This is a genomic window from Filimonas lacunae (genome assembly GCF_002355595.1).
GTDB lineage: Bacteria > Bacteroidota > Bacteroidia > Chitinophagales > Chitinophagaceae > Filimonas > Filimonas lacunae.
In genome coordinates this window covers 746,445-765,284 of record NZ_AP017422.1, presented here as the reverse complement: position 1 = coordinate 765,284, position 18,840 = coordinate 746,445, and the positions used below count along the sequence as shown (strand labels likewise).

Genomic DNA, 18,840 nt, shown 5'->3' with positions numbered 1-18,840 from the left:
ATTATGCATACCCGGATGGAATATGTACTTTAGCCTTTACTGACTAACTACTGATGAAAAAAGCATATACCCTTTTCCTGTTTATTGTATTAGTGTGCACAGTATCTGTTACTCATGCGCAATCATCTTTGTATATTGATAGCATACAGCAATTACTGCGTTTACCCAAACCAGACACCAGCAGGTTGCATTTATTTATAAAGCTGACCCAGCTGCCAGACTGTTCGCCGGATACACTGTTCAGGTATGAAAAGTTGTATTACGAATATGCAGAAAAGCATCATCTCACTACAGCTATTCCCTACGCTTTGTATGGAATAGGAGTGGCTTGTTTTAAGAATAACAACAACTCTGAAGCCGTTAACTACTTTTACCGTGCCGCCGAAATGCTGGAGAAAAGTAACAACAATCCACTGCAACTTTCCAGGTGTTATGAGATGCTGGCTATGACATACAAAAATACTGACAGGAATGAAGATGCCCTGAGATATTACAGGCAATCTTATTGGTTAAGGCTTTCATTAAAAAATGAACAGTACCTGGTTAGTACTTATAACGGGCTAGGCACAACTTTTCGTGCACTGGGCAAGCCAGATTCGGCTATCTTTTACCTGAAAAAGTCGCTACTGGTAGCCCAAAACATGCACAATACCTTAAATATTGCCCAGGTTACCAATAACCTGGGTAATATTTACTGGCAACAAGATAATTATACAGAAGCCATCAGCTGGTATAAAAAAGCGCTGGAATCATTTGAAGAGCTGGAGAACCCCCATGGTATTGCAGAAGCTACATTTAACCTGGGATCTATAGCTTATAACCAAAACGACATACCTGGGGCCATCAAATACTTTAACCAAAGCCTTGCAGCGGTTGAAGATGGTCAGTCCCTGGAACACCTGGAGTGGACTTATATACACCTGGCCTACGCTTATGAGAAATTACATCAATACGAAAAAGCAAATATCAACTACAAAAAGCACGACTTAGTACACGACAGCATTTTCAACATTGCCACCCAGAAAGCAATCGATGATGTGAAAGAAAAATATGAAACAGAGAAAAAGGAGCAAGCTTTAAAACATGAGAAAGAAAGAACTTTAACCCTTTCCAAATTAAACCACCGCAACCGCCTGGTTATTTACCTGCTTATATTTATAGCCATCTCCATCACTACCCTGGGTTTCTTTTTACTGAGCGCCAGCCGCAAAAAACGGATGATAGCCGACCAGTTATCAGCTTTAAAACATAAAGAAAACGAGCAATTGATTCGTGAGCAGGAACTAAAAAGTAATATTGCCATGCTGGAAGGGCAGGAAGCTGAACGGCAGCGTATTTCCATGGAGCTGCACGACAGGCTGGGCGGCACATTGGCTTCATTAAAGTTTTTAATACAAAGCGTGTATGTTAAAGACGAACAACTGTCCGATCACTCACAGAAAATAGACCTGTTATTGCAAGATGCTTTAAAAGACGTAAGAGGTATTTCGCATAACATGTCTGTAGGCATTTTGCACAAATACGGTTTGGCAGAAGCCCTGTCCGATTTAAGAGAAACCATTGAAAGTTCAGGTACTATGCAGGTAGTGATGAATTTACAGGGCGTTAACCGTTTACCTAAACAAAAGGCGGAAGAAGTATATTATATTGTGCGGGAGCTAACCACCAATGCTTTAAAACATAGTCAGGCAAGCGAGCTGTATGTACAGTGCCTTACCGAAGAAGAAGTGCTGGTACTTACCGTTGAAGATAACGGAGTGGGCTTTGATATGTCGCAGCGGGCCAAAGGCATAGGCTTAACCAACATAGAAGCACGCGCCCATAAAATCAATGCCACACTGGATATTGAATCGTCGCCCGGCAATGGCACTTCCTTTTTTTTCCGCATTCCTATTGCATAACTTATAGATGACTACATGAACAATTTTTCAATTATAATAGTAGACGACCACCAGCTTTTTATAGAAGGACTAACGGCTTTACTGCGCGCCAATGACTATAACGTTATGGGCTTTGCCAACAGTGGCAAAGCACTGCTGGAACAACTGGAAACACAGCACCCCGACTTGTTGCTGATGGATATAGGAATGAAAGAGATGGATGGCGTAGAATTATCGGCAGAAGTAAAAAAGCGCTACCCCGAAATTAAAATCCTGATCATTTCCATGCATGCCAAAAGAGTATACCTGGAAAAACTGATTGAAGCAGGTGTAGAAGGGTATATATTAAAAAGCGCCAGCGATGAGGAGTTAAAAACAGCTATTTATTCTATTGTAAACGGGGGCACCTATTTTTCGTCGCAGGTAAGCGACAGCATTCTGCAAAACATGCTGGGCCGCAACCACCAACCGGATGTAATATTAACGCCACGCGAAAAAGATGTGCTGAAGCTGATTGCAGAAGGCATGAACACCAAAGAAATTGCCGCCAGTTTATTTATCAGTGTCAACACAGTAGAAAGCCATCGCAAGAATGTGCTGTTGAAAACAGGCTTAAAAAATGTGGCCCACCTGATTAGATGGGCCTTTGAAAACGGTCATTTATAAGCAATAAGATTATCCTTTTTTCACTTCTTTAGCCCAGGCATCTTTTAAGGTAACAGCGCGGTTAAATACCATTTTTTCTTCGCTGGTATCTTTATCCATACAAAAATAGCCTTTACGCAAAAACTGGTAGCGGTCGCTGAATTTAGCATTAGCCAAAGCCGGTTCGGCATAAGCATTCTGTATCACATGCAACGACTCGGGGTTCACATAATCTTTAAAATCGCCCTCTTCGTTGGCAACATTCTCCACTTTAAACAAACGATCGTACAACCTTACTTCGGCATGAATAGCGTGTGCTATGCTTACCCAATGCAGGGTCCCTTTTACATTAATGCCCGATGTATCTGCACCACTTTTACTGTTAGGGAGGTACACACAATGTACTTCGGTAATATTGCCCGCTTCGTCTTTGATTACTTTTTCGCATTGGATAATGTAAGCGCTTTTTAAACGCACCATTTGTCCCGGAGCCAGGCGAAAATATTTTTTCGGCGGGTTTTCCATAAAGTCTTCCCGCTCTATATAAATCTCATTACTGAATGGCACTTCCCTTTGGGTAGTATTCGGATCTTCCGGATTGTCTTCGCTCAGCATCATTTCCACACCTTCGTAGTTAGTAATCACCACCTTCAGTGGATCAAACACCACCATACGGCGTTGTGCTTCTTTGTTCAGATGCTCGCGCACACAAAACTCCAGCAATCCCACATCAATCAGGTTATCGCGCTTGGCCACCCCTATCCTTTCGCAAAACTCGCGAATGCCTTCCGGCGTGTATCCCCTGCGGCGCATACCACTGATAGTGGGCATACGGGGGTCGTCCCACCCGTCTACAAACTTTTCCGTAACCAGTTGCAGCAGCTTTCTTTTGCTGGTGACTGCATAGGTAAGGTTTAAGCGTGCAAACTCATATTGATGACTGGGGAAAATTTCCAGTTGTTGAATTAACCAATCGTACAGTGGGCGGTGCGGAATAAATTCCAACGTACAAATACTGTGCGTAATCTTTTCTATGCTATCGCTTTGGCCATGGGCAAAGTCGTACATAGGATAAATGCACCAGGCATCCCCCGTGCGGTGATGGTGGGCATGCTTAATGCGGTAGATAATAGGATCGCGCATGTGCATGTTAGGGCTGCTCATATCCACACGTACCCTTAACACCTTTTCACCATCTTTATATTTACCCGCGCGCATATCTGCAAACAACTGCAGGTTTTCTTCCACGCTGCGGCTGCGGTAAGGACTATCAGTGCCAGGCTGTGTAGGCGTGCCTTTCATAGCGGCAATTTGCTCGCTGGTACTGTCATCCACATAGGCAAGCCCTTTTTGAATCAGCTGCACTGCAAAAGCGTATAACTGCTCAAAATAATCGCTGGCATATAGTTCATTTGCCCAGGTAAAACCGAGCCATTGAATATCGGCCTTAATACTTTCTACATACTCTGTGTCTTCTGTAACAGGGTTAGTATCATCAAAACGCAGGTTAGTAGCTCCGCCATATTTTTTGGCCAGGCCAAAGTTGAGACAGATGCTTTTAGCATGTCCTATGTGCAGGTAGCCGTTAGGCTCAGGCGGAAAACGCGTAAGGATAGATGGATACTTGCCGGACTTCAGATCCTCTTCAACAATCTCTTCTAAAAAATTAAGACTTTTTTCTTCACTCATTCAATGACGGTTTCAGTATTGGCAAATGTAAGGTTTCGCATTTATGTAAAAAACACGGCATTTCCTCCATATTACAATTTAATTTATATTTTTAGCAACGTTTAGCCCGGTTTTGCAATCTTAATACCAGATAACGCCAGATTATGCCTTTACCCAGCAGGCAGTTTTTGCTACTTATAATAGTGTTAATGCTGTTTCGCTGTGTGCCGGCGCAGGCGCAGTGTGCCACAGGGCAAACACCCTCCACAGCATTTCCTATTTGTGGGTACGACACTTTTCATATGGCCACTGTGCCAGCCTGTTCGGGACGAAACCTCCCTGTACCCACCTGCGCGGGAGACGGAGCCGCTTATGGTGATTTAAATGCGTTCTGGTATAAATTTACCTGTTACACCGCCGGCACCCTGGGTTTTCTGATTGATCCGGTGGAAGCTACAGACGATTACGACTGGCAATTGTATGATATTACCGGGGCCAATCCGGATGATGTATATACCAATCCCGCGCTGATTGTAACAGGAAACTGGGCCGGTACCTATGATAAAACAGGGGCTTCGGCAACGGGTGTTACACATATTGAATGCGCCTCCATACCCTCAGACAACAGGCCCACCTTCAGCAGCATGCCTACCCTGATACAGGGGCATATTTACCTGCTGATGATCAGCCATTTTACAGTAACCAATCAAAGCGGCTACTCGCTCAGTTTTGGCGGTGGCACCGCCGGAATCACCGACCCGCTGTTACCTCATCTTGCCAACGGAGAATATTATTGTAATACCCAAACAGTACGGCTCAAACTCAATAAAAAAGTAAAATGCAGTAGCCTGGCCACAGATGGTAGCGATTTTACCCTCAACACCCCGGGCATTAACATTGTCTCAGCCACGGGAATCGGGTGTAATAATGGATTTGATCTGGATTCGATAGTGCTGACACTGAACCAGCGGTTGCCACCAGGCAATTACTCACTCGTTATTCAAAATGGTAGTGATGCTAACACGCTGCTGGACTATTGCGACCGGGATATTCCTGCCGGAGAACACGTTGACTTTTCGGTAAGTGCGCCGGCGCTGGTGTATATAGATAGCATCAAGCCCCTGCCCTGTGCCCCGGACAGCCTGCAAATTGTGTTTACCCAGCCTATTGACTGTGCCACCATAGCAGCCGATGGCAGCGATTTTACCATCACCGGGCCTATGCCCGTGGGCATTATTGGCGCTAAAGGATCGTGCACCAGCAATAACACAGATAATACCATTACGCTGTATTTTGACAAACGCCTTACCACCGCAGGTACCTATACCGTTGTTATTGGCACCGGTACCGACGGCAATGGCATTTCCAGCCAATGTGGACAGTATATACTGGCCGGCGACAACACCCGTTCTTTCATCATTCCGCCACAGCCCGTATCGTTGCTGAAAAGGGTAACACCGGTTACCTGCCGGGTGCAAAAAATAAGGGTGGCGCTTACCCGTAAAGTACAATGCGGTTCTGTGGCCACCAATGGCAGTGATTTTACCATCACGGGCCCCACCACTATTACCATTACCCGCGCCGAAAGCATCTGTAGCAATAACTTAACCGACTCTATTGATCTGTATTTTAATGCACCGGTACTCACAGCCGGCGCTTACCAGGTAAACGTGCAAACCGGCACCGATGGCAACACCCTGTTAACAGAATGCTGGCAGGAAACACCTGTGGGCAACACCATCAGGTTTGCTACCAGCGATACGGTCAATGCCAATTTCACCTACCAGCTTTTTTTACATTGCACCATTGACAGTGTAGTACTCTCGCATAACGGCGCCAATGGTGTCAATCAATGGAACTGGTATTATGATGGCAACGATTCCAGCAAACTGCAAAACCCGGTGAAAGTGTACAAAGTGTTTGGCACCAAAAATATTAAACTGGTAGTGAGCAATGGAGTTTGCAGCGATAGCAGCACCCGGCAGGTGGTGCTTACCAATGTGTTAAAAGCCGCTTTTTCTATACAGCCGGATACCTTATGCCCTAACGATCAGGCATTGTATATTAACGAAAGTTACGGTAACATCATCCGTTACGAATGGACATTTGGCAACGGCAATATCAGTGCACAGCATACCCCACCCGGGCAAACTTATGCCGTGCCTACTGTGCGGGAACAGTTGTATTATGTAAAGCTGGTAGTGCAAAGCGAGGTGAACTGCTACGACACGGTGATACACCCCATTCACGTGCTTAACAGCTGTTATATAGCCGTACCCACCGGCTTTACGCCCAATAACGATGGACTGAACGATTACCTGTATCCCCTAAATGGCTTTACCACTTCGCAAATGGATTTTAAAGTGTTTAACCGTTTGGGGCAAATGGTATTTCATACCACCCGACCCGATGGCAAATGGAATGGTGTGTTTAATGGCGAAGCACAGCCACCCGGCGCTTATGTATGGATGTTTTCTTACACAGAAGCCAAAAGCGGCAAACACTTCTTTTTAAAAGGCACTTCGGTGCTGATCCGGTAATGAAAAAGCCCGGAACAGGAGAAGCGATTCCCCATTCCAGGCTTGATGGCTATTGGTAAGCTATTTTTATAATTGCCCTTCGCCTGCTTTGGCCACCAGTTGGTAATACAGCTTATTGCCTTCTATAACTTCCTGGTAGTAGTTGTTGATAGACGACACATAATATTTACGCCCGTTCAGCACTACTATTTTACAGGTTTCGGGTAGCTGCTCATACTTGTCGCCCACCTGTGGTTCCGGGGCAGCATCCGGCGTATTCAGCTCTCCGTTTTTGCCAGCCACCTCATACCAGGTTTCGCCATTGTTATTAATAATTTCAGCATAATAAGTCCCATCCAGCTCGTAATACCGGTTGCCATTGATAACCACATCTTTAGTGCCATCTGGCAGGCTGGGCACCTGTGCGCCTACCGGGGCATCTATCACTTCATAATTATTTTCCTGTGCACCTGCTGTGTTGGTGATCACTGTTTGACGGTAAAAAACGCCATCAAAAAAGAAGAAAGGATTGATGCCTACATGCAGGCTGATAAAACCTGTAGGTAGCACATTTATCCTGATGCCGGGCGGTGGCGCCACCACGCGGTAATAATTACCGTAGGGACGATAATAATAACCATTGGAATACTGGTAAGGAACACCCCTGAAATTAATGCTTACGTTAGGCCCGGTGATAGCAGCGTAACGCTGGCCACGCATAGGCGCAGCCTGTGGCTGCCGTTTAACGGGCTGCCTGTTTTCAACACGTTGATTTTGACCGCCATTGCGGGGGGCATTGTTATTACGTGGGCCACCATCCCCGCCCCTTTGGGCCTGGGTAGTTGTAGCTGAAAAAGCCAAAGAACACATTAAAGCCGTTACTGCCAACGGCTTATAAAAAGTAAAGCACAACGCTTGTTTCATAAAATAACCGCCTTTAAAAAGTTGCGGCCTTAAATGTGGGGAATTAAATCTCTGATGAAAAGGGGAAATAGACAGAATGCGGGAATACGATGGCAGTTTTTAAGCTTCGCGGGACATTTTTAATAATCCTATAACCGGTTTTTGCATGCTTTTAGGAAATGGACTTCGTATCTTTGTATCACTCCACTACCACAACTCTTATTTCAACCAATCCCAACCATTTTAATGACTTGCCGTTGTACACAACAGTATGCGCTGTAAGAACGTTCTTATAGAAATATTGTGTGTAATTAAAGATACTTTTTGCGAACCAGAGGGTATTTGAACCCCCCATTGGTACGACCCCTGTTTTCACAGGGGTCTCGTTTTTTAAAAGGCTTCCCCTACTTTAAAATAAAAGCCCGATGTTTTATCGGAGCTTACTGCGTAATCGAAACGCAGATAAATACGTTTTGATTTATTGGCCAATACCCGCATACCTATGCCACCGGCGAATTTGGTATCGCTGATATTAAAGTTTCCCACCGTATGCTGCACCTGTCCGGCAGCGGCAAAAACAGCCAGCGTAACCCAGCGATGTACCGGCTTTCGGTACTCGGCCTGTGCGGCCGCATATTGATTATCACGAAACCTGCCGCTGAAATATCCCCGCATAATCATACTGTTGCCCATGCGTGCTTTTTCGCGCCAGGGAACAGTGCCGCCTGTTAACAAGGCATACCCCTGAAAAGCCAGCACACTACTATCTCTCAGGGGGAAATATTTACGGATATCGCCCAGATATTCTGTGTAACTGAAATCGCTGCCCACCGACTGCATGTAATGAGTGGCAGCCAGCTCGCCATACCATCCACTACGTGTGTTCAATGGATGGTCGCGCTTGTCCCAGATGATGGTAGGTCCCAGGCCTATTACCAAATAACCATTTTCGCCAGGCTGCCCGGCCAGCAGGTTAGAATCTTTGATGGTGCCCACCACATCGTACGTTTTGCTTACATTCAGGTTCAGGCCTGCAAACAGTTTGTTCTTGATCTGGCGGGTAAAGCTGGTTTGCAAATACAAACGGGTATAGGTTACCTTCTCAAAATCAGCCGCCGACATCGTTTTATTGCCAAAGCCCCAAATGCGTTCGTTGTTATTGACATATCCCATCCGGTGGCGGAAAAAGTACTTTTCACCGGGCGTGAACATCTGCGTGTAGCTTTCAAATACCGTTTGCCTGCGTGTAGAATACAAGGCTTCCAGGTAAGAGTATGAATCACGTGTTTTACGCGTGGAATCCTTGCCGCTGCCTGTGTTTAAAAAGTATTGCAACACTACTCCTCCCCGCAGCCCTGTTTCAGGGCTGCTGGTAATTACCGGAACAGGAATAATACTGAGTTTGCCATTGATAATAGAATCGGGATGAAACTTTCCCAGCCAGTGTTTTTTAGGTGCCACCGCAGTAACTGTATCCTGCGCCCGTGCACCGTAACCACCGGCAAGCAATAAAGCAGCAACGGCAATGCGATAGATCATTTTACTTATTCACTTTTTGCGAAACAAAGGTGTGTTTAATAAGCCAGTTCGTCATGTACGCTTTGCAGCTCACTATAGGCATGCAGGTCGCCCACCTTGCGGGCTGCTATCATCCCTTTCGCGTACCATTCCAATGCCAGGGCAGGCTCGCCCATCGCTTCCAGCAGCTTGCCCAAATGGTAATAGCTGCCTATGTAGTCGGGAAATTCTGTTAAGATATCTTCAAACAGTTGCCTGGCTTTAGCCAGCTCGCCTGCTTTACTATATTCCAATGCCAGCGCATGCCGCAGAAAATTATCCTTAGGCGTAACCTGTAGTAACTGGTGTATTCGTGCAATTCTATCCATACATTACCATAAATCGTAAATACTAAATCCGGGTTCGTAAACCCTTTTCCCGCCTGACCCCTTATCTTTACGCAAAGAAAGTTCAAAATTCCTTTCAACATGAAGATATTAGTCTGTGTAAGTAAAACACCTGACACTACGTCTAAGATTGCTTTTAAAGATGGCAACACAAAATTTGATGAGGCAGGTGTACAATGGATTATTAATCCATACGATGAATGGTACGCACTGGTAAGAGCCGTTGAGCTGAAAGAAAAAGATGCCGCCACTGTAATTCACCTGGTAACTGCCGGCAGTGCCGACACAGAACCTATCATACGCAAAGCGCTGGCATTGGGTGGTGATGAAGCTTTTCGTATAAACGTGGAAAGCGGTGATAGCTTTTACATTGCTTCGCAAATTGCAGAAATAGCTAAACAAGGTGGTTACGACCTGGTGCTTACCGGTAAAGAAACCATTGATTTTAACGGAGCCTCTATAGGTGGTATGGTAGCAGAACTGCTGGACACGCCTTATATAGCCCTGGCTACCAAATTTGACCTGAACGGCACTACCGCTGTAGTTACCCGCGAAATTGAAGGCGGTGAAGAAGTGGCTGAAGTAGCCTTACCGGTAGTAGTAAGCTGCCAGAAAGGTGTGGCCGAACAACGTATACCTAACATGCGCGGTATTATGGCTGCCCGTACCAAACCATTAAAAGTGGTGGAACCCGTAGCTGCTGATAATTTAACCCAGGTAGTAAGCTTTGAATTACCACCCGCTAAAGCCGGTGTGAAGCTGGTGCCTGCCGACAATGTAGCCGAGCTGGTACGCCTGCTGCACGAAGAAGCCAAGGTGCTGTAATGAGGAGGAAAGGGAACCGTTAAAAGTTAAAAAAGAAAAAGAATGTCTGTTTTAATATTGATAGACCACGCTGATGGTCATGTTAAAAAAGCTTCGCTGGAAGCATTAACTTATGGTGCAGCTGTAGCCAAACAACTGGGCGTATCTGCTGCTGGCTTATTACTGGGTACCGTGCAGGACGATGTTGCTGCACTGGGCCAATATGGTGTAAGCACCATACACCAGGTTGCCAACGAAGCTTTCAATAGCCTGGATGCCCAGGTATATGCCAAAGCGGTAGCAGAAGCCGTACAAAGTACCGGCGCTACTGTTGTGGTAGTTAGCCACAACCAAACCGGTAAAGCAATAGCCCCACGCATTAGTGCTGCTTTAAAAGCAGGTCTGGTGGCCGGCGCGGTAGCACTGCCCGATATCAGCAATGGCTTTGTAGTGAAAAAAGCTGTTTTCAGCGGTAAGGCATTTGCTAATGTAAATGTTACCTCTGCTATAAAAGTAGTTTCGTTAAACCCCAACAGCTTTAAAGTGGAAGCTATCGGTGGCACTGCTACTGTTAGCGCCCTGGCTATTACCCCTGCTGCTGCACGTGTAAAAGTAACTGCCGTAAACAAAGTAAGCGGCGAAGTGCCTTTAACCGAAGCAGAAGTAGTGGTAAGTGGTGGTCGTGGCCTGAAAGGCCCTGAAAACTGGGGTATTGTAGAAGACCTGGCGCATGTGTTACACGCTGCACTGGCCTGTAGTCGCCCGGTTGCCGACAGTCACTGGCGTCCACACCACGAGCACGTTGGCCAAACTGGCTTCCAGGTAGCTCCCAACCTATACATTGCTATTGGCATTTCTGGTGCTATCCAACACCTGGCAGGTGTTAACCGCAGCAAGGTAATGGTAGTGATTAACAAAGATCCGGAAGCACCGTTCTTTAAGGCCGCAGATTACGGTATTGTAGGTGATGCTTTTGAAGTAGTGCCACAATTAACAGCAGAAATTAAAAAACTGAAAGGTTTATAAGATAACTCACCTTATACAATGAAGGCGTTTCCTAATAATGGAGACGCCTTTTTTTATGGTACCACGCCTGTGCAAATCACTCCCAAAACTTCCTGATCCTATACGGAAATTTCCTGTTTCAACTAAAAAGGTTCCTGGCAACTACAGGAAGTATCCAACTTTGTTCAGGAAGTTTCCTGCTTTATTCAGGAATATTTTTAATTAAAACAGGAAGCTTTTTATAAAAGGCAGGAATATTCCTTATACGGACAGGAAATTTCCTTAAATATTCAGGAAGCTTCCTGTCTATATCAAAAAAGTTCCTAAATCAGTCAGGAAACTTCCTGACTAAACCAGGAAGTTTCCTGATAATTGTGGGAAGCATATATTTTCCCGGGAAATAAAGTACAGTCCCATCAATATTCTTAACCCTATAGATTTTATCCATTACTCCACAAATTTTGTACATGATCACAGCAAGCTTCATGCGTGCAACGTGGAGCGTTGCACGCATAACAAAAATGCGATGTGCGATACTGCACATATACAATCAGTCGGCAAAAGCGAACACCTTTGTATCAAAAGCGCACATATCATAAGCGCACATGTAAATAAGTAATTGTTTATCAATACATATGCAAATTGGTAGCGTGTTTGCACCTATAAACGCCAGTACAAACACATTATTATGATAAGCAGCTATTTTACCATTGCATGGCGCAGTATTCAAAAGAACAGAGCCGCTGCCTTTATTAATATAGCAGGTCTTGCGCTGGGTGTAACCTGTGCCGTACTTATTTACACCTTAGTTTCTTATCAGCTTAGTTTTGATAATTTCCATCCTAACGCCAACAGAATATACCGCACCGTTAGCCTGTTTCATTACGAAACAACGGAAAACCAGCCCGGTGTACCTCAGCCAATAGGTAAAGCCTTTCGCAACGAGTTCTCTTTTGCAGAAAAAACGGCTATGGTAAATGTGTATGAAAATGCCTTAATAAGCTTACCAGGTTCGCCCGATAAAAAGTATGAAGAAACCAATGGCGTAGCCTATGCCGAGCCGGATTTTTTCGACATCTTTCATTTTCCCTTGGTGCAGGGCGACAAACAAACCGCTTTAACACAACCCAATACCGCACTGATTACTCAGCACCTGGCACAGAAATATTTTGGTACAGAGAATGCCATAGGCAAACTAATACGCTTTGATAATAAGCGCGATTTTGTTATCACCGGTATATTAAAGAACATTCCGGCCAACACCGACCGGAAGCAGGAAATTTATCTTTCGTATAGCAATATGAAAGACAAAAGCGCCTGGCTGGCCAGCGATAGCAGTTGGGGCAGTGTAAGAAGCAGTATGAATTTTTTTATGCTTTTAAAGCCCGGTGTAACCGCGGCTACCGTAAACGCCGCCTATCCCGGCCTGGTAAAAAAATACCTGGATAAAGAAGACGCCAAAGCCACTGAGTTTTTGCTGCAACCTTTATCTGACATACATTTCAATACGGACTTTGATGGCAGTGCCAACAAAAAATATTTATGGGCCTTAGGCATTATCGGTGTTTTCTTACTCATTACCGCCTGTGTTAACTTTATTAACCTGGCTACCGCACAGGCTTTAAACCGTGCTAAAGAAGTAGGGGTGCGCAAAGTAATGGGCAGCAAACCTGCACAGCTGTTCTGGCAATTTATAAGCGAAGCAGCTGTTATCAGCTTTTTTGCTATACTGGTAGCCTATGGCATTGCCTGCCTGGTACTTCCCTGGCTGAACCATTTATTTACATTGCATTTGTCGGTAAACCTGTTTCGCACCCCTATAATATTATTATTCCTGGTGTTGGTATGGCTGGGCATTACTTTTGGAGCCGGTTCGTATCCCGCCTTACTGCTTACACGCTTTCAACCCATACTGGCATTAAAGGGCAACCTGCAACAAAAACATATTGGCGGCTTTTCGCTTCGTCGCGTGCTGGTGATTGTGCAGTTTAGTATATCCCAGGTGCTGATTATTGGCGCTATTGTTATTACCGCGCAGCTGTATTACTCCAGCACAGCCAATGCCGGTTTTGATAAAGATGCGATTGTAATGTTGCCTATACCTGGCGGCAGCACAGCATTACAGCAACATACGTTACAAACCAGGTTGCTACAGATAAACGGAGTACAAAAGGTGTCGCTGTGTTACGAAGCCCCCGCTTCAGAAGCCAACAGCTACACGACCATACAATTGGAAAACGAGCCTAAGATAAAACCCTGGGATATTAACCAGAAAGAAGTGGATGCACAATATGCCAGCACCTTTGGTTTACAGTTTGTGGCAGGAGGTAATTTTATAAGGGATGATACCCTCAGTGGTTTTATATTGAATGAAACAGCAGTGAAAAAGCTGGGAATAGCTCACCCGCAGGATGCCATTGGAAAAATGCTTACCACCAATGGAGATAATTACAAAGCCCCTGTTACTGGTGTGGTAAAGGACTTTAATAATCAATCGTTTCGCGCACGTATCGATCCTATAGCGCTGATGGTGGCACCCAAATATTATAGAAACTGTGCTATTAAAGTAAACAGTGCCCATGTGCAAAGCCTGCTGGCAGCTGTTGAAAATATCTGGACCAGCACCTTTCCGCAACATATTTATAAATACCAGTTTTTAGAAGAACGGCTCACCCGCTTTTATGCCTGGGACAACATGATGTTACAACTGGTAAAATTATTTGCGTGCATCGCTATTTTTATCGGTTGCCTGGGCCTGTATGGACTGGTAGCCTTTATGGCCGTGCAAAAAAGCAGGGAAATAGGGGTAAGAAAGGTGTTAGGAGCTACATTAGCCAGCATTGTATGGCTGTTTGGCAAAGAATTATCATTGCTGTTATTGATAGCTTTTGTCATTGCAGCACCGGCCGGCTGGTGGATGATGCATAAATATCTGCAGGATTTTGCCTATCATATTCATATGGGAGCAGGTGTTTTTGTGCTGGCAATAGCCGCTTCGGCGGTAGTAGCCGCCATAACGGTGAGCTACCGCTCGCTCAAGGCAGCCCGCACTTCTCCTATTAAAAGTTTGAAACAGAATTAATTTTAAATATTTGTTTTTACAATAAATAAGCAGTTTCCTTCACAGTCCTTAATTTAAGTTACATCCGGAGATAATGTGGTAAAAAAAATATAAATTCAGGCCCTGAAAACGCTATTCTTCTAAATATTACCCTATGAGAAAGAAGATGGTAATGGGATGGTTGCTGCTACTACTGGGCGGAATAGTTACACTATTCTGGCACAATGAATGGGTATATGCCTTACCCACTCCTGTTCCGGCACATTATAAACCCGTTCATACGGGCGATGCAGTTCGCCTGCCCCAGCTACCTGTTTTTGTGCAGGACAAACCTGTGCTGCTGCACTTTTTTAATCCCGATTGCCCCTGCTCGCGGTTTAACATACCCTATTTTACGTCGTTGGTACATAAATATAACAGCCAGGCTGCTTTTGCCATAGTGCTAATGACGCCCAAACACTACACCGAAAAAGAAATACAGGATAAATTTCACATAAATATTCCGGTTATTACAGATGCTTCGCTAGCTGCAACCTGTGGCGTGTATTCCACCCCGCAGGCAGTAATTATAGACGCAGAACAACATTTATATTACCGGGGCAATTACAACAAAAGCCGTTATTGCCAGAACACCGAAACCAATTATGCCGAAATTGCCCTGAATGCCTTGCTGCTGCATACCCCATCTACCGTGTTATATGACAGCAATGCTTTACGCGCTTATGGTTGCCAACTGCCTAACTGTACCAAAAAATGACAAAAAACATCTACTATTATTCTTTGCCTGATGAACAAAAACATAAAGACACCTTTAGCCAGGAAGTAAAAAAAAGAAGTGACAGGATTATTAACTATTTCCTGATCAGCTTTTTTCTCATTGGCTTGCTGCTGGCTTTTTATTTTGACACCTGGGCAATTGCTATAGGAGTAGGCGGTCTGTCACTGGTAGCCTACTACACCACCAAACGCTTACTACCTCAATCAGATCTCTATCAATATGTATTAAGTACTGTGCTTGCCATTTTTATGGCACAATACATTTACCAGATGCATGGCCTGTTTGAAATGCATTTTTTTGCTTTTATAGGGAGTGCCATACTCATTACCTATCAAAACTGGAAACTGCAGATCCCTATTATGATCATTGTGCTGCTGCACCATGCCTTATTCAGCTATCTGCAAAACAGCGGTTACACCGAAATATATTTTAGCAGATTGCCTTATTACGAGCTAAGCACTTTTATCATACATATGCTATTAGCCGCCGTTATCTTTTTAATCTGTGGCTTGTGGGCATACCAATTAAAAAAATACCGCGAACAACAAATTCGCCAGGTGATAAGAATACAACAGATGCAGGAAGACGCCCGGTTATCGGAAGAAAGGAAGCGCAATGAAGAAGCCTTAAACCGCACCAACCGCGAACTGATGCAAACCAACTGGGAGCTGAAAAGAGCTTACCGCAATGCCGAGAATGCAAGGCTGGAAGCCGAACAAGCCAACCAGGCCAATGAAGCCAAAACTATTTTCCTGGCTATGATGAGTCACGAAATACGCACTCCCATGAATGGCGTGTTAGGCATGGGCGCCCTGCTTGCCGAAACTTCCTTAACTACACAACAACGGGAGTTTACCAATACTATTATTAACAGCGGCGAAAATCTGCTAAGCCTGTTAAACGATATTCTCGACTTCTCGAAAATTGAGTCCGGCAATATGGAACTGGAGCTGGAAGATTTTGACATTCAGATTTGTATTGAAGATGTGCTGGATATTTTTAGCAGCCGTGCGGCACAGAAGAAACTGGAGCTGGTGTATAAAATTGACAAAAATGTGCCTTTGCAAATTGCAGGAGATGGTTTACGGCTACGCCAGGTGTTAACCAACCTGGTAAGCAATGCGCTAAAATTCACAGCTACCGGCGAAATATTTGTTCGTGTGCAGTTATTACAGCAAATGGAAAATGGGAGCCTGCAGCTGTCGTTTTCGGTGCGTGACACCGGTATAGGTATAGCCGATAACAAAAAAGACCGCCTGTTCAAGGCATTTTCGCAGGTAGATTCCTCCACCACACGCAAATACGGCGGCTCAGGTCTGGGCCTGGCTATTTCAGAAAAGCTGGTAAAGCTGATGGGTGGCCAGATAGAAGTAAGCAGTACACCAGGTAAAGGCTCTACCTTCACCTTTACCATACAGGCACAGGCAAGCAACAAAGTCATCAGCAACCAGCTACAGGACGATATGGCCAGCATTGCCGGCAAACGCGTATTGGTGGTAGACGACAACTATGCCAACCGCACCTTTTTGCAAAGTCTGCTGGACAACTGGAAACTGTTGCCCGTGCTGGCGCACTCCGGAGAAGAAGCCTTGCAGCTATTGGAAAAAGACCAGGAGTTTGAACTGATTTTAACGGATATGCAAATGCCGCATATGGATGGTATACAGCTTACCAGGCGCATGAAACACCTATATGAAGATATTCCTGTAATACTGTTAAGCTCTGTAGGAAACAAACACGATAAAAACGCACTGGAAATGTTCAGCTCCGTGCTGTCTAAACCTATTAAACGCCATTTGCTGGGCAAGCATATTTTAAAAGCATTTAAACAACAGGATTCCCTCACTTCGGAAGAAGAGCAACGCCACGATCTTTTGCCACCCGACTTTGCCGTACGCTATCCCATGAACATCCTGGTTGCCGAGGACAATGTGATGAACCAGCAGGTAATTACAGAAGTATTGAACCAGCTGGGGTACGAACCTTATTTAGCAGATACTGGTTTAGCAGTAATTGATCATATCAGCAAAAACCACTTTGATATGATATTGATGGACATACAGATGCCGGAAATGGGCGGCCTGGAAGCCACCCGCGTTATCCGCAGCCTGGATAAACATCCTGTTATTATTGCCCTCACCGCCAACACTATGGAGGGCGACAAGGACGAATGTTTACAGGCAGGCATGAACGACTACCTGAGCAAGCCTTTAAAGCTGGAAGAGCTGGTGCGCATGCTGGAAAAATGGGCGCATCATATAGCTACACAGGTATAGCGTGTATCATACGCTTCATACCCCGTTTTATACGCTTCGTCGGCCCATGACCTGTCATGCAAAAGCAAACAGGCAACTTAGCGGTATAAAACACAGAATATGCGAATCACCACACTGCTTTTACCTGCCTTCCTTTTCATCGTTCGCCTTCATGGGCAAGACTCCCTGGCTATGCAACAATACCTGCAACAACACAGCTGGCAGGTATTCCCTAACAATACTGCTTCTTTTCATTTCGACACCGCTTTTTACCAGCAACAATTGTTTTTGCTGGGCGAAGTGCATGGTTATCAAAAAGCACAGGAACTGGACCTGGCCCTTTTTCAACACTTGCACCAAACTGCGGGAGTAAAACACTATGTAGCTGAGATAGACGCCGCACAGGCATGGCTGCTAAACGAATACCTTGAAAACGGAAACGAAAAATTGCTGGATACTATATTTAACTATTGGGTAGAAGCCGGCGCGCAGTGGGGCAATAAAGACCACTACCGTAAATGGCAAAAAATATATGCCTGGAACAAGCAGCTACCTGCCCGCGAAAAAATTATGGTAACAGGCATTGACAAAGTACAGCAGCTACCCTTAACCCTGCAATACTTACAACACCTTGTACAACCAACTCTCTTACGTCAGTTGCCCCCTGTAAACAACATGCTCACTGCTATGCAAACCACCACTACAGACAGCGTCCGCCTGTATACACTTCGGCAACTGGATTCGGCCATGCAGCAAAACCCGGCACAATATGCCGCAAAAGCCGGCCAGCAACTGTTTATGTTTAACTACCTGGTAAAAAACCTGCTGGCACACTATAACAAAAGCAGCCGGGAGCAACAATTTGTAAACAACTTTACCGCTTATTATCATCACCTGAACCTGCAACACCATAAGATATACGGCTTTCTTGGCTTTTTTCACACCATACAGGATAAGGTAAATAACATGTATGCTTTTGCCGGCCGGTTACAGGCATCAGACCTGCCCCTGAAAAATCATATTATTTCCCTGAACATCATTAACATGGAAAGTAATATTATGATAGATGCCACCATTAACCAGGTACCTTTCCCCCCCTTTGTACAACTTACCTATATCCCTAACCAATCGGGCACACGTAAATACCTGAAAACAGATATTGTAGCACAAGACGGCATGCTTAGTAAAATCAAAGGTTGTAACATGTTTAAAACCATTACTTCGCCTAACAGCATTACCGTGTTTGATATGCAACAGGCCAGTCCTATACTGCAACACTACAATAATTTTATGGACACAGAAATGCCTATGCCGGCAGGGTTTGGCCTTACTATGAACAATCCGGCAGGCATGCACTATCAATATCTTATTCTTATTCGCCATTCCGATTGGGCAGAGCCATTTCTTGATAAATAATA

13 protein-coding genes are annotated in these 18,840 nt (G+C 44.9%); 9 read left to right on the top strand and 4 right to left on the bottom strand.

What is annotated here, in order from left to right; all coding sequences use genetic code 11:
- Positions 1 to 53: 53 nt before the first annotated feature.
- A complete protein-coding gene (locus FLA_RS03130) occupies positions 54 to 1,901 on the top strand; it encodes an ATP-binding protein (protein ID WP_076382003.1) in 1,848 nt (615 codons plus the stop codon).
- A gap of 15 nt (positions 1,902 to 1,916) precedes the next feature.
- Positions 1,917 to 2,546 (top strand): response regulator, encoded by a 630-nt coding sequence (locus FLA_RS03125; protein WP_076382004.1) that lies wholly within the window; start codon positions 1,917 to 1,919, stop codon positions 2,544 to 2,546.
- A gap of 9 nt (positions 2,547 to 2,555) precedes the next feature.
- On the opposite strand, the gene FLA_RS03120 is transcribed toward FLA_RS03125, so the two are convergent.
- Positions 2,556 to 4,214, bottom strand: coding sequence for a glutamine--tRNA ligase/YqeY domain fusion protein (locus tag FLA_RS03120; RefSeq protein ID WP_076382005.1), 1,659 nt, complete (start codon positions 4,212 to 4,214; stop codon positions 2,556 to 2,558).
- Positions 4,215 to 4,402: 188 nt separating this feature from the next.
- Here FLA_RS03120 and FLA_RS03115 point away from each other — a divergent pair, with 188 nt between their 5' ends.
- Complete coding sequence (locus FLA_RS03115; protein WP_231940383.1) at positions 4,403 to 6,733, top strand: T9SS type B sorting domain-containing protein; 2,331 nt, start codon at positions 4,403 to 4,405, stop codon at positions 6,731 to 6,733.
- A gap of 66 nt (positions 6,734 to 6,799) precedes the next feature.
- On the opposite strand, the gene FLA_RS03110 is transcribed toward FLA_RS03115, so the two are convergent.
- The 3 genes from FLA_RS03110 to FLA_RS03100 form a co-directional block, all read right to left on the bottom strand.
- Positions 6,800 to 7,636, bottom strand: a complete 837-nt coding sequence (locus FLA_RS03110; RefSeq protein ID WP_076382007.1) for a DUF6515 family protein — start codon at positions 7,634 to 7,636, stop codon at positions 6,800 to 6,802.
- Between the two features lie 369 nt (positions 7,637 to 8,005).
- Complete coding sequence (locus tag FLA_RS03105) at positions 8,006 to 9,154, bottom strand: BamA/TamA family outer membrane protein (RefSeq protein WP_076382008.1); 1,149 nt, start codon at positions 9,152 to 9,154, stop codon at positions 8,006 to 8,008.
- 35 nt (positions 9,155 to 9,189) lie between these two features.
- Positions 9,190 to 9,501 carry a tetratricopeptide repeat protein gene (locus FLA_RS03100; RefSeq protein ID WP_076382009.1) on the bottom strand — a complete coding sequence of 104 codons (312 nt, stop codon included), beginning with the start codon at positions 9,499 to 9,501 and terminating at the stop codon, positions 9,190 to 9,192.
- A 99-nt stretch (positions 9,502 to 9,600) separates the two neighbouring features.
- On the opposite strand from FLA_RS03100, the gene FLA_RS03095 reads away from it, so the two are divergent.
- The 6 genes from FLA_RS03095 to FLA_RS03065 all read left to right on the top strand — a co-directional run bounded on the left by FLA_RS03095 (position 9,601) and on the right by FLA_RS03065 (position 18,838).
- A complete protein-coding gene (locus tag FLA_RS03095) occupies positions 9,601 to 10,344 on the top strand; it encodes an electron transfer flavoprotein subunit beta/FixA family protein (protein WP_076382010.1) in 744 nt (247 codons plus the stop codon).
- 42 nt (positions 10,345 to 10,386) lie between these two features.
- Positions 10,387 to 11,349 (top strand): electron transfer flavoprotein subunit alpha/FixB family protein, encoded by a 963-nt coding sequence (locus FLA_RS03090; protein ID WP_076382011.1) that lies wholly within the window; start codon positions 10,387 to 10,389, stop codon positions 11,347 to 11,349.
- Positions 11,350 to 12,016: 667 nt separating this feature from the next.
- On the top strand, positions 12,017 to 14,410 hold the full coding sequence (locus tag FLA_RS03080; RefSeq protein WP_076382013.1) for an ABC transporter permease: 2,394 nt from the start codon (positions 12,017 to 12,019) through the stop codon (positions 14,408 to 14,410).
- A gap of 133 nt (positions 14,411 to 14,543) precedes the next feature.
- Complete coding sequence (locus FLA_RS03075) at positions 14,544 to 15,146, top strand: TlpA family protein disulfide reductase (protein WP_076382014.1); 603 nt, start codon at positions 14,544 to 14,546, stop codon at positions 15,144 to 15,146.
- Positions 15,143 to 17,443 (top strand): response regulator, encoded by a 2,301-nt coding sequence (locus FLA_RS03070; protein WP_076382015.1) that lies wholly within the window; start codon positions 15,143 to 15,145, stop codon positions 17,441 to 17,443. The genes FLA_RS03075 and FLA_RS03070 overlap by 4 nt, the downstream gene beginning before the upstream one ends.
- Before the next feature lie 99 nt (positions 17,444 to 17,542).
- Positions 17,543 to 18,838: a TraB/GumN family protein gene (locus tag FLA_RS03065; protein ID WP_076382016.1), complete on the top strand. Its 1,296-nt coding sequence runs from the start codon at positions 17,543 to 17,545 to the stop codon at positions 18,836 to 18,838.
- Positions 18,839 to 18,840 lie beyond the last annotated feature (2 nt).